At 71.8% G+C, this 12,380-nt stretch carries 12 protein-coding genes; 3 read left to right on the forward strand and 9 right to left on the reverse strand.

Annotated elements, in window-relative coordinates; translation table 11 throughout:
* Positions 1-76: 76 nt before the first annotated feature.
* Positions 77-1,945, forward strand: a complete 1,869-nt coding sequence (locus OG709_RS08610; protein ID WP_329165481.1) for an anthranilate synthase family protein — start codon at positions 77-79, stop codon at positions 1,943-1,945.
* Between the two features lie 4 nt (positions 1,946-1,949).
* Here the strand turns inward: OG709_RS08610 and OG709_RS08615 are convergent, their stop codons facing one another.
* From OG709_RS08615 to OG709_RS08635, 5 genes are all read right to left on the reverse strand, one after another.
* Positions 1,950-2,963, reverse strand: coding sequence for a 2-hydroxyacid dehydrogenase (locus OG709_RS08615; protein ID WP_250303669.1), 1,014 nt, complete (start codon positions 2,961-2,963; stop codon positions 1,950-1,952).
* Positions 2,964-3,083: 120 nt separating this feature from the next.
* Positions 3,084-4,112: a 6-phosphofructokinase gene (locus OG709_RS08620; RefSeq protein ID WP_326695050.1), complete on the reverse strand. Its 1,029-nt coding sequence runs from the start codon at positions 4,110-4,112 to the stop codon at positions 3,084-3,086.
* A gap of 140 nt (positions 4,113-4,252) precedes the next feature.
* Positions 4,253-4,924, reverse strand: coding sequence for a response regulator transcription factor (locus OG709_RS08625; protein ID WP_329165485.1), 672 nt, complete (start codon positions 4,922-4,924; stop codon positions 4,253-4,255).
* Positions 4,921-6,192: a MacS family sensor histidine kinase gene (macS, locus tag OG709_RS08630; RefSeq protein WP_266643540.1), complete on the reverse strand. Its 1,272-nt coding sequence runs from the start codon at positions 6,190-6,192 to the stop codon at positions 4,921-4,923. Before macS ends, OG709_RS08625 begins: the two co-directional genes overlap by 4 nt.
* Before the next feature lie 27 nt (positions 6,193-6,219).
* A complete protein-coding gene (locus tag OG709_RS08635) occupies positions 6,220-6,966 on the reverse strand; it encodes a lysophospholipid acyltransferase family protein (protein WP_250303665.1) in 747 nt (248 codons plus the stop codon).
* Positions 6,967-7,141: 175 nt separating this feature from the next.
* Here OG709_RS08635 and OG709_RS08640 point away from each other — a divergent pair, with 175 nt between their 5' ends.
* Entirely contained in the window at positions 7,142-7,921 is a 780-nt protein-coding gene (locus OG709_RS08640) for an alpha/beta hydrolase (RefSeq protein WP_250303664.1), read from the forward strand.
* Positions 7,914-8,498: a hypothetical protein gene (locus OG709_RS08645; protein ID WP_329165488.1), complete on the forward strand. Its 585-nt coding sequence runs from the start codon at positions 7,914-7,916 to the stop codon at positions 8,496-8,498. Before OG709_RS08640 ends, OG709_RS08645 begins: the two co-directional genes overlap by 8 nt.
* Before the next feature lie 85 nt (positions 8,499-8,583).
* Here OG709_RS08645 and OG709_RS08650 read toward each other — a convergent pair whose 3' ends face one another.
* The 4 genes from OG709_RS08650 to OG709_RS08665 all read right to left on the reverse strand — a co-directional run bounded on the left by OG709_RS08650 (position 8,584) and on the right by OG709_RS08665 (position 12,376).
* Positions 8,584-9,324: an endonuclease/exonuclease/phosphatase family protein gene (locus OG709_RS08650; protein ID WP_250303662.1), complete on the reverse strand. Its 741-nt coding sequence runs from the start codon at positions 9,322-9,324 to the stop codon at positions 8,584-8,586.
* 188 nt (positions 9,325-9,512) lie between these two features.
* On the reverse strand, positions 9,513-10,454 hold the full coding sequence (locus OG709_RS08655; RefSeq protein ID WP_250303661.1) for an ROK family glucokinase: 942 nt from the start codon (positions 10,452-10,454) through the stop codon (positions 9,513-9,515).
* 230 nt (positions 10,455-10,684) lie between these two features.
* The gene (locus OG709_RS08660) at positions 10,685-11,164 is read right to left on the reverse strand and encodes a DUF5304 domain-containing protein (protein ID WP_250303660.1); all 480 of its coding nucleotides are present in this window, start codon (positions 11,162-11,164) and stop codon (positions 10,685-10,687) included.
* Between the two features lie 72 nt (positions 11,165-11,236).
* Positions 11,237-12,376 carry an ArsA family ATPase gene (locus OG709_RS08665; protein WP_266643536.1) on the reverse strand — a complete coding sequence of 380 codons (1,140 nt, stop codon included), beginning with the start codon at positions 12,374-12,376 and terminating at the stop codon, positions 11,237-11,239.
* Positions 12,377-12,380 lie beyond the last annotated feature (4 nt).

Genomic DNA, 12,380 nt, shown 5'->3' on the forward strand with positions numbered 1-12,380 from the left:
CCGTGTTTCCCGGGGCCGTTCCTCTCCGCTCTCCCACTCCCCCCGCCCGTCGGGGAGCCCCGGAAAGGAACACCCGATGCTCATCAGCAGACTGCTGGACGACCACCGCCCCTTCGCGCTGCTGCGCAGGCGCACCCCCGGCCACGACCACGACACCGTCGAGCTGCTGATCGGCGAGGTCCGCGAGCTGGAGCGGCTCGCGGACATCCCGGTGGACGACGCCCGGCCCGCTCTCGCGCTGGTGCCGTTCCGGCAGATCAGGGAGCGCGGTTTCGATGTGCGCGACGACGGGACGCCGCTGGCCGTGCTGGTCGCCGACGAGACGTACGCACTGCCGCTCGGCGAGGTGCTGGACGCGCTGCCCGCGCACGACGTACGCGTCGAGAACGGCGGCTTCGACGTCAGCGACGAGGCCTACCGGGAGATCGTCGGGCAGGTGATCACGGACGAGATCGGGCAGGGCGAGGGGGCGAACTTCGTCGTGCGGCGGACCTACACCGGCTCGGTCCCCGGCTTCGGCAGGGCGGACGCGCTCGCCCTGTTCCGGCGGCTGCTCGCCGGTGAGCGCGGTGCCTACTGGACCTTCGTGGTGCACACCGGGGAGCGCACCCTGGTCGGCGCGAGTCCTGAGGTGCACGTCCGGATGACCGGCGGGACCGTCGTGATGAACCCGATCAGCGGGACCTTCCGCTATCCGCCGGAGGGTCCGACCACCGAGGCCCTGCTGGACTTCCTCGGTGACCGCAAGGAGACCGACGAGCTGTCGATGGTCGTCGACGAGGAGCTCAAGATGATGTGCACCGTCGCCGGTAGGGGCGGGGTCGTCATCGGGCCCCGGCTGAAGGAGATGGCCCATCTCGCGCACACCGAGTACGAGTTGCGGGGCCGCAGCTCGATGGATGTGCGCGAGGTGCTGAAGGAGACGATGTTCGCGGCGACCGTCACCGGGTCGCCGGTGCAGAACGCCTGCCGGGTCATCGAACGGTACGAGTCGGGCGGGCGCGGCTACTACGCGGGCGCGCTGGCGCTCGTCGGGCGGGACGCGGGCGGTGCGCAGACCCTGGACTCGCCGATCCTGATCCGTACCGCCGACATCGGTGCCGACGGCGCGCTGCGGGTCGCGGTCGGGGCGACGCTGGTACGCCACTCGGACCCGGCGAGCGAGGTCGCCGAGACGCACGCCAAGGCGGCGGGGGTGCTGACGGCGCTCGGGGTGCGGCCCGGCCGGGACCGGCGGGAGGCCGGGCCCGCGGGGCCGCGGCTGGCGGACGATCCGCGGGTGCAGGCGGCCCTGGAGTCCCGGCGGGCCGACCTGGCACCGTTCTGGCTGCGGATGCGCGAGCCGGTGGCCGCCGTGGCGGGCCGTGCGCTGGTGGTGGACGCGGAGGACACCTTCACCTCGATGCTGGCGCATCTGCTGCGGTCGTCGGGGCTGGAGGTGACCGTACGGCGCTACGACGAGCCGGGGCTGCGCGAGGCGGTACGCGCGCACCGGGGGCCGGTGGTGCTCGGCCCCGGCCCCGGCGACCCGACGGACGCGGCCGACCCGAAGATGCGTTTTCTGCGCGGGCTCGCCGCGGAGCTGCTGCGCGACCACCGGCACGGGCTGCTCGGGGTCTGTCTGGGGCACGAACTGCTCGCGGCCGAGCTGGGACTTGAGATCGTACGGAAGGAGGTCCCGCACCAGGGGGCCCAGGAACGCATCGACTTCTTCGGGCGCGAGGAGACGGTGGGCTTCTACAACTCGTACACGGCGCGGTGCGACGAGCGGACGGTGACGGAGCTGGCCATGCACCGGATCGAGGTGAGCCGTGCGGAGGCGAGCGGTGAGGTGCACGCGCTGCGCGGGGTGGGGTTCGCGGGGGTGCAGTTCCATCCGGAGTCGGTACTGACGCTGGAGGGTGCGGGTCTGGTGGCGGGGCTGCTCGCGGGGGTGCTGGTGTAGCGGATCAGTTCGGTGCCGGGGGCGGGGCCCCCGGCACCAGCGTGTTCTCGCCCCGCCGCCCGGCCAGGTGGTCCGCCACGTTCCGTACCGTCGCCTCGATGATCTGGCTCACCGCCTCGTGCGTGTAGTACGCCTGGTGCGAGGTGACGAGGACGTGCGGGAACGTGACCAGCCTCGCCAGGGTGTCGTCCTCGACCACGTCCAGGGACTTGTCGAGGAAGAAGAGCCCCGCCTCCGCCTCGTAGACGTCGAGCCCCACCCCGGTGAAACGGCCCCGCCGCAACTCGCCGACCAGGGCGTCGGTGTCGATGAGGCCGCCGCGGCTGGTGTTCACGAGGATCGCGTCGTCCTTCATCGACGCCAGTTCGGCCGCGCCGATGAGGTGGTGCGTCGCGGGCAGCAGCGGTACGTGCAGCGTGACCAGGTCGGACTCGGCCAGGAGCTGGTCCTTCCCCACGTACCGCATGCCCAGGGCGGCGCAGGCCGGGTTCTCCGTGACGTCCCAGCCGAGCAGGTTCATGCCGAAGCCGTGGGCGATACGGGTGAAGGCCTCACCGATCTTGCCCGTGCCCAGCACCCCCGCCGTCCGGCCGCGCAGGTCACGGCCCATCAGGCCGTCCAGGCGGAAGTCGAAGTCCCTGGTGCGGCCCGCGGCCCGGACGATGCGGCGGTTGACCGCCATCGCGAGGGTCCAGGCGAACTCGGCCACCGAGTACGGCGAGTAGGACGAGACCCGGGCGACGGTCAGGCCCAGCTCGTGGGCGACGTCCAGGTCGATGTTGTTGAAGCCGGTGGAACGCTGGGCGACGAGTCTCGTACCGCCGGCCGCGAGACGGCGCAGGACCTTCGCGCCGAGGTCGGCGTTGACGCTGGTGCTGACGATCTCGTAGCCGGCCGCGATCGGGACGGTGTCCTCGCTGAGGAAGACATCCACGCAGTGGACGTCGTGGTGTCCGGCGAAGGCCGCCTCGATCAGCGGGCGTTCATCGGCCTGCACGCCGAACGCGAGGATTTCCACGGTTTCTCCCGGAACGAGCGGATACGGGACGGAACAGTGTGAATATACGGCTCTCCGCTCGGGCCCGCTCAGCAGCTCGGTCCTGCTCACCTCCGGCCCGCTCAGCAGCTCGGGCCCGGCTCAGCCGAAGAAGACCCCGGCCTCGCGGTACAGCGCCGGGTCGACGGTCTTGAGCTGTGCGGTCGCCACCGCGATCGGCACCCGCACGATGTCCGTGCCGCGCAGCGCGACCATCGTGCCGAAGTCCCCTTCGCGCACGGCGTCGATCGCGTGCAGCCCGAAGCGGGTGGCCAGCCAGCGGTCGAAGGCACTGGGGGTGCCGCCGCGCTGGACATGGCCGAGGACCGTGGTGCGGGCCTCCTTGCCGGTGCGCTTCTCGATCTCCAGGGCGAGCCATTCCCCGATGCCGGAGAGCCGGGCATGACCGAACGAGTCGAGCGTGCCGTCCTTGAGCACCGCATCGCCGTCCTTGGGCATCGCGCCCTCGGCGACGACCACGATCGGCGCGTAGGACGCCCGGAAGCGCGAGGTCACCCAGGAACAGACCTGGTCGATGTCGAAGCGCTGCTCGGGGATGAGAATGACGTTGGCGCCGCCCGCCAGCCCGGAGTGCAGCGCGATCCAGCCCGCGTGCCGCCCCATCACCTCCACGACGAGGACGCGCATGTGCGATTCGGCGGTGGTGTGGAGGCGGTCGATGGCCTCCGTGGCGATGCCCACGGCTGTGTCGAAACCGAAGGTGTAGTCGGTGGCCGAGAGGTCGTTGTCGATGGTCTTCGGTACGCCGACGCAGGGAATCCCGTACTCGTCCCAGAGGCGGCCCGCCACCCCGAGGGTGTCCTCGCCGCCGATCACTGTCAGCGCGTCCACCCCGCACGCGGCGAGGTTCTCCCTGACCCGGCGGACACCGTCAGCCGTCCTGAAGGGGTTGGTGCGCGACGATCCGAGGATGGTGCCGCCACGCGGCAGGATGCCGCGCACCTCCGGGATGCCGAGCCGGACCGTGTCGCCCTCCAGGGGGCCGCGCCATCCGTCCTTGAATCCGGTGAATTCGTAGCCGTACTCCTGCACGCCCTTGCGGACGACAGCTCGGATGACCGCGTTGAGTCCGGGGCAGTCGCCGCCCCCGGTCAGTACTCCGACCCGCATGGAGCCACGTCCCTTCGCAGTGGAAGACGCCGTACTGCCACGCTACGGTGACCCACGTCACAAAGGGATAGGGTGGAGGGTCAATTCCCGCTGAGGAAAGCCGGGTTGGGCCCGGTCGTGGATCCGGGGGGGGCCGTCGCTCAGATGCCGTCGAGGCCGCGCTCTATCGCGTACCTCACGAGCTCCACCCGGTTGTGCAGCTGAAGCTTGCCGAGGGTGTTCTGCACGTGGTTCTGGACGGTGCGGTGCGAGATGACCAGCCGCTCGGCGATCTGCTTGTAGCTCAGCCCCTTGGCGACGAGCCGCAGCACCTCGGTCTCGCGCTCGGTGAGCCGCGGGGCCTTCGGCTCGTCGGAGGCCGCGGGCGCCGGGTCGGAGGCGAGCCTGCGGTACTCCCCGAGCACCAGACCGGCCAGTCCCGGGGTGAAGACCGGGTCGCCGACGGCGGTACTGCGCACCGCGTCGCACAGCTCCTGGGTGCTGGCCGACTTCAGCAGATAGCCGGTGGCACCCGACTTCACCGCTTCCAGTACGTCGGCGTGCTCACCGCTCGCGGAGAGCACCAGGACGCGGAGCTCCGGATCGGCGCCGACCAGCTCCTTGCAGACCTGGACGCCCGGCATCCCGGGCAGATTGAGGTCGAGGACCAGCACGTCGGGCGTGGTGGCACGGGCACGGCGCACCGCCTGGGGTCCGTCGCCCGCCGTGGCGACCACGTCGAAACCCGCGGCGAGGAGGTCGCGGGCGACCGCGTCCCGCCACATCGGGTGGTCGTCGACCACCATCACCCTGACCGTCGGCTGCTCACTCATGTGCGTCCTGCCTTCCCCCGTGGAACCTTCAGTTCTACCTCCGTGCCCTGGCCGGGCACCGAGATCAGTTCGGCGCTGCCCCCGAGGTCCCGCAGCCGGCCGCGGATCGACAGGGCGACACCGAGGCGCCCCTCCCCCTCGGCCACGGCGAGCCGCCCGTCCGGGATGCCGGGACCGTCGTCCCGCACCGTCACGATCACCTCGTCGGGCTCGTCCTCGACCAGGATCCAGGCCTGGGCGCTGTCTCCCGCGTGTCTGCGCACATTGTCCAGGGCGGCACTGACAGCAGCCGCCAGCTCCGTGGCCGCCACCGGGTCCAGCAGGACCGGGGCACCCGGTTCCGCGAAGCTCACGCGTGATCCGGCGTGCGGGGCGAGAAGCGTGCGCAGATCGCACGGCCCGCTCTCCTGCGGCCGGTCACCACGGATGCCCCCGCCACCCTCCCCGGTCCCGGAGTTCCCGCCGACGGTCCTGGCGATGCGGTCGGTTCCGCCGGTGCGGTCCGCGGTGCCGACGGGGATCCGTGCGGGAGGCACCAGCCCGCTGGAGACCAGGGTGCGCAGGGCGACCTCCTGTTCCCCCGCCATCCTGCCCAGCTCGGCGGATTCGCCGCCCAGCTCGGTGCCGCGCCGCTGCACCATGGCCAGGACCTGGAGCACGCTGTCGTGGATGTCCCGGGCCAGCCGCTCCCTTTCCCGGGTCGCCGCCTCGATCTCCAGGGCGCGGGCGAGGGTGCGCTCGGAGGCGCGGGCGACCTCGACGATGTAGCCGATGGCGATGGAGGCGATCCACACGAGCAGGATGTTGTGGAGGGTGTCCCTGCTGGGTTCACCACGCTCGACGATGTTGGCGACCGCCACCAGGGACGAGGCGAACGCCGCCCAGCGCCAGCCGCCCTTGATGGCGAAGGCGAGGACCGAGCCCGCGGTCCATATCGACGGCAGCGTCGTGGCGCCGCCGACGACCCGGGCGTGCGTGTCCGCGAAGGGCGTGAGCAGGATGCCGACGAGGGCGAGGGTGAGGTCGGCGCCGAGGAAACGTTTGGTGCAGTGGGCGGCGTTGGCGACCCTGGGGAGCGTGGCCAGCGTCCAGACGGTCAGCACGGAGAGATAGCTGACGGCCACCCAGTGGCGCGCGAACTTGTCGTACGCGAAAGCGACCAACAGGATCGCGTAGACCAGCGTCAGGACGCGGTAGCCCGTCAGGGCACGCCACAGGGGCTGCTCCACCGACATCCGCACGACCCGCTCGCGCCGTTCCTTCGCCATGCCCCACCCCCACGACGGACCACGCGGCTAGCTGCCGGGCCGGTCCGTCCCCTCGGCCTTGTCCGCTTCCGCCTTCGCGGCCTTCGCGGCCTTCGCGGCCTTCTCCTCGTCCGCGATCCGGCGCTTCGCCGCGGTGGCGTAGATGTCGACGTACTCCTGGCCGGAGAGCTTCATGATCTCGTACATGACCTCGTCGGTCACCGAACGCAGGATGAACCGGTCGTTCTCCATGCCGTGGTAGCGGCTGAAGTCGAGCGGCTCACCGATCCTGATCCCCGGGCGCATCAGCTTGGGGACCACCTGTCCGGGCGGCTGGATCTTCTCGGTGTCGATCATCGCGACCGGGATCACCGGGGCGCCGGAGGCCAGCGCCACCCGGGCGAGACCGCCGGGCTTGCCCCGGTAGAGGCGGCCGTCGGGCGAGCGTGTGCCCTCCGGGTAGATGCCGAAGAGTTCGCCCCGCGCCAGGACGTCGACACCGCTCCTGACCGCGGCCTCGCCGGCGCCCCGGCTGCCCGAGCGGTCCACCGGCAGCTGGCCGACGCCCTTGAAGAAGGCCGCGGTGAGCTTGCCCTTCACCCCGGGGGACGTGAAGTACTCGGCCTTGGCGATGAAGGTGACCTTGCGGTCCAGGACAGCGGGCAGGAAGAAGGAGTCCGAGAACGAGAGATGGTTGCTCGCGAGGATGGCGGGCCCCTCGGCGGGGATGTTCTCCAGACCCTCCACCCAGGGCCTGAAGGCCACCTTGAGCGACCCTCCGATGGCGAACTTCATTGCGCCGTAAATCAACTCGGATGCCTTCCTCTGACTGTCGCACCGACCATAACCCGCGCCGCGTCGGCGCTCCCGTCCTCCGGGCTCCGGTGAGGGGGGGACGGCCCTGGTCGGTGTCGGTCCGGTCGCGTACGGTGAAGTACACCTTTCGAGACCTGATGAACAGGAGACCCAGGTGCCGGTGCTTCCTGGAGCCGAGCCCTACCGCCACGAGGGCGGCGAGGTCGGTGTCCTCCTCTGCCATGGATTCACCGGATCGCCGCAGTCGCTGCGTCCCTGGGCGGAGTATCTGGCCGCGCGCGGGCTGACCGTGTCCCTGCCGCTGCTCCCCGGACACGGCACCCGCTGGCAGGACATGCAGCTCACCGGCTGGCAGGACTGGTACGCGGAGGTCGACAGGGAGCTGCGGGCGCTGCTCGACCGCTGCTCCCAGGTCTTCGTCTTCGGCCTCTCGATGGGCGGCGCGCTGACGCTGCGGCTCGCCGCCAAGCACGGTCACGCGGTCAGCGGTGTCGTCGTGGTCAACCCGTTGAACAAGCTGCACGGCCTTTCTGCGTACGCGCTGCCGCTCGCCCGGCATCTGGTCCGTACGACCAAGGGTGTGGCCAGCGACATCGCCGAGGAGGGCTCCGTCGAGGTCGGGTACGACCGGGTGCCGCTGCACTCCGCGCACTCCCTGCGGAACTTCTGCCGCCTCGTGGACCGCGAGCTGCCGCAGGTCACCCAGCCGATACTGCTGCTGCACAGTCCGCAGGACCATGTGGTGCCGCCCGCCGACTCGGCGCGCATCCTCAGCCGGGTCTCCTCGACCGACGTGGAGGAGGTCCTGCTGGAACAGAGCTACCACGTGGCGACGTTGGACCACGATGCGGAGCGGATTTTCGAGAAGAGTTACGCGTTCATCGGCCGCCTCGCTCCGAGCGTCGGGACGAAGGGGAGCACCACCGGTGGCTGAGAACGAGGCGGAGCGCGAACCGCAGCCGATCGACGAGGAAGCCGTATGGGCCGCGATCGTCGCGGGGTACGGCGAGGAGCCCGCGGATCCGGCGGGCACGAAGCCGTTCAAGTCCGTGGAGGACCTCGCCGGTCTCGAGGACGGGGTGAACGCCGCGGGGACGCAGGAGCCGGGCGCGGAGAAGCCGGACTCCGGGACCGGGCCGGACAGCGATTCCGACAGCGGCCCCGGCAGGCCGCTCGGCAGCTCGGTGGTGTTCGCACCGGGCGTCGGCGGGCCGCGGAGCTACAGCCTGGCCGAGCCGAAGGACGACGACCTCGGCGAGGACGACGAGGGTCACTTCGTCCAGCCGGACCCGGAGCTTCCCGAGGTGGACGTCACGGCCAGGTTCGCCTGGCTGGCGGTCGTGGGCGGGCCGGTGCTGCTGATTCTCGCGGTGCTGCTGGGCTGGGACATGACGTGGTGGCTCGCGACGCTGGGCATCGGCGGGTTCCTGGGCGGGTTCGCGACGCTGGTGGCGCGGATGGGAGCCGCGGACGACGACAACGAGGACCCGGGCCGGGGCGCGGTGGTCTAGGCCGTGCTCTGAGAGTCCCGCCGATCTTTGCCGGGGCCGCCGAGACCGGCCCGGACGGTGCCGGACCGGCGGGCCCCGCGCCGTCTCAGGCCGTCGGTACCCGCAGCGCGGCCAGGACCGGCAAGTGGTCCGAGGCCGCCCGGAGATCCGCCGCCGGGACGTCCGACGGCACCCCGCACCCCAGCACTTCCACCCCCGCCGTCGCGAAGACCGCGTCGATGCGGGAGCGGGGGTCCTGCGCCGGCGACGTGTACTCGCCACCCCACTGCTTGGTCGCCCAGCAGTCCTGGAGCGCCGCCGCGAGCCGCTGGAAACTCCGGCCGTCCGGGCGCTCGTTCAGGTCACCGGCCACGACGGCGTGCGGGACGTCCATCGTGTCGAGACGGTCGAGCAGCAGCCCCGCCTGCGTGTGGCGTTCGTCGGACCGGAGGCTCAGGTGACAGCTGAGTACGCCGATCCGGGCGCCCCCGATCCGTACCACCGCGGTCGCGAATCCCCGCTGGTGCAGCCCCGGCGTGCGCGGGAGCAGTACGTCCTCCGTGCGCTCCACCGTGGCCCGCAGGGAGCAGAGCAGCAGCGGGCCCGCCGCGGTGGCCCCGCCGCCGAGTGTCACCAGGTCGGTGCGGGCGGCGAGCCAGGCCGCCGCCTTGCGCCAGCGGAAGAAGCGCGGGGCCTCCTGGATGAGGACCAGGTCGGGGTCGCAGGCGCTGATCACGCGGGCCAGTGCCTCGCGGTCGTCGCGCATCGAACGGATGTTGTAGCTGAGCACCCGGATTACGGCCGAGCCGTTCTCCGTACGGGATTCGGGCAGCGTAGTGATCGCCATGGGCGACACGATACGGCGACACGGGCGGCGTGCGCACGGGTCCGCGGCGGTGGCGGTACCAGGAGCGGAGACCGCTGCCCGGAACAGCGGACCGTGCCGGATCCGGCACGGTCGGGACAGAGCACGGCGCCCGCCGTATCCCTCAAGGACACGACGGGCGCCGCCCGTTGTACGGATGAGCCGTGCGGTCAGCCCTGGCGGGCCAGGTCCGCCGCGCCCACCAGACCGGCCTCGCCGCCCAGTTGGGCCGCGAGCACCTGCGCGTGCGGACGCCAGGCGCCGCCGATCAGCCAGCGCCGGAAGGACTTGCGGATCGGGTCGAGGACCAGCTCGCCCTCGTCCGACACCCCACCGCCGACGATGAACGCCGACGGGTCGAAGAGCGAGGCGAGGTCGGCGAGACCGGCACCGGCCCAGCGCGCCAGCTCGCGGAACGAGTCGACCGCGACGAGGTCGCCCTGCCGGGCGGCCTCGCTGATGTGCTTGCCCTGGATGCCGCCGGGCGTGCCGTCACCGAGGGAGAGAAGGATCTTGGCGTTCTCCGGGGTGGCGTAGGCACGCTGCGTGGCGTACCTGACGAGGGCGCGGCCGGAGGCGTACTGCTCCCAGCAGCCCTGGCTGCCGCAGCCGCACAGCAGCCCGTCCGGGACGACCCGGATGTGGCCGAACTCGGCGGCCACGCCGAAGCGTCCGCGGCGCAGCTTGTTGCCGATGATGATGCCGCCGCCGAGGCCGGTGCCGAGGGTGATGCAGATGACGTCCTCGTGGCCCTGCCCCGCGCCGAACTTGTACTCGCCCCAGGCAGCGGCGTTGGCGTCGTTCTCGACGACGACCGGCAGGCCGACGCGCTGCTCGACCTTGTCCTTCAGCGGCTCGTGCCGCCAGTTGATGTTCGGTGCGAAGAGGACGGTCGCGCGCTTGTCGTCGACGTATCCGGCGGCGCCGATGCCGACGGCCTCGATGTCGTGCCCCTTGCCGGCCTCGGAGACTGCCGCGCAGATCGCGTCGACGATGCCTTCGGCGGTCGGCGGGGTGGGCACCTTGTGCACATCGAGAATGGCGCCCTCTTCGTCGACCACTCCGGCCGCGATCTTCGTGCCGCCGATGTCGACGCCGATGGTGAGTCCCATGAATCCCTCAGTTTTCGGTCGAGCCCCGCTAGGACCGCTCGGCACATGGGGGGTGGGAGAAGGAGCGGGGTGTGGTGCGTGCGATCGCAAGGCGGAGGATTGAGCCATGGCGGAGCCATGGTGATTGACGACAACGCGGCGAGCGTGCGTGCCGCACCCCGCGACGCCGCCCCCCATGTGCCGAGCGGTCCACGGGGCAACCGTACCCGAGGGCCGAAGGTGCAGGCCGCTCAGTCCAGATCGATGCGCTCGGCCGGCCCGGGACCCTCGTCGCCCTTGTCGTCGCCCTTGTTCTCGTCCGCGGCCCCACCCTTGGCGTCCGCGGAACCGGACGGTCCCGCGGAATCCGAGGTCCACCGCTGCTCGTGGTTCTCGACCGCGGAGCGGTAGGCGGCGAGGAGTTCACCGCCCGCGGCGGCCAGGTGGTCGAAGACGTCGGGGTTGCGCTCGACGACGGGCTCGACGACGGACTTCGCCTGGCTGAGGAACTGCCGCACGGCTCCCTGCGCGGCCATTCCCGGCAGGGAGGACTGGAGGTCCGAGACCTTGTCGGCGACCGCGTCGAAGAGCTTGCGCAGTTCCTCGGCAGCGGATCCGGGGGGCGTGCCGTACTGCGCACGGCGCCGGGCCTTCTCCGCCGCGAGGTCCTCGGCACACGCCTTCGCCCACGCGTCCGAGTCGGTTTCCGGCTGCTCGGGGGCTTCGCTCATGGCGGACTCCTGCGACGAGGCGGGCTGGCTTCGGTTCGTATGTACGACGTTACCCGAACGGGCGTGAAGCGTTCACCGGCCCTGCGGCCAGAGCCGCGGATCCGGCGTGAACCTGATACTCAGGACCCCGTCGGCGAGCGCCGCGCCCGCGACCGTGCAGCGGCGGAGCGCGGACGGCAGGTCGACGGTGGTGCGGAACGGGCCCGCGGTGAGCAGGAGTTCGTCGCCGTGCCGGACCAGGCCGAGCTCCTCCTTGACGGCTCCGGGCAGCGGCAGGTGCCAGACGAGGACACCGTCACCGGCGAGCCGGTCCTCGACGTACCGCCCCGGCGCCTTCACGAGGGGGGCTTCCGGGCGCTCCAGCGCGGTCAGGTCGTCGGCGGTGCGGGGGCTCCGGCCCAGGTGGGGCAGTTCCTGTACGGCACCGAAGTCCGCGTACAGCTCCTTCAGGTGTTCCTGCTGCTGCGCGGCGAGCGAGGCCAGCCAGGGGTCCCGTGACCCGGTGGGCAGCAGCCGGTTCGCGACGACCATGTCGAGGGAGCGACCGTGCAGCGCGATTCCGGTACGGGCGGTGCGCAGCGCCCGGGTGGTGGCGGGGGAAGGTTCGGCGACCAGCCGCAGAGTGGTGGCGGGGTCCTCGATCCTGGCCTGGACGGCGGCCAGTTCGCTCTCCCAGCGGGCGGTGGTCTCGTACAGCCACTGCGCGGGCATGGGCACGCCCGCGAGCTGGGCGAGCATCGGCCGCAGCGCGCGGGCCGCCTGCCGTTCGGGCGGCAGCAGCCGTCGCAGGGCGCGGCGCAGCTGCTGCGGGAGGGCGAGGACCGCGAGGGTCTCCCGGACGGGCGGCATGTCGACGACGACCAGGTCCCACTCGGCGCTGTCGTGCGTGCGCAGCGCGTGCAGCAGACCGAACTGTTCGGCGCCCGGCAGCTCGGTCAGGTCCTCCTCGTCGAGGCGGGCCGCGCCGAGCATCTCCAGCGCGGCGGCGCTGCGCTCCTGAAGGGCCCGCAGTTCGGTACGGAAGTGGGCCGCGGAGTCGATCCGCTCGGCCCGTACCCCCGCGTCGCGGGCGGCGGGCAGGGCCTCGCCGGGGTCCCGGTCGGTGGAGAGCAGCAGCACCCGCTCGCCCGCGCGGGCGGCCCGGAGCGCGGTGACCGCCGCGACGGTGGTGCGGCCCGCGCCGCCGAGGCCGGTGACGAGGACCGTACGCATCGAG

Source organism: Streptomyces sp. NBC_01267 (genome assembly GCF_036241575.1).
Taxonomy (GTDB): domain Bacteria; phylum Actinomycetota; class Actinomycetes; order Streptomycetales; family Streptomycetaceae; genus Streptomyces.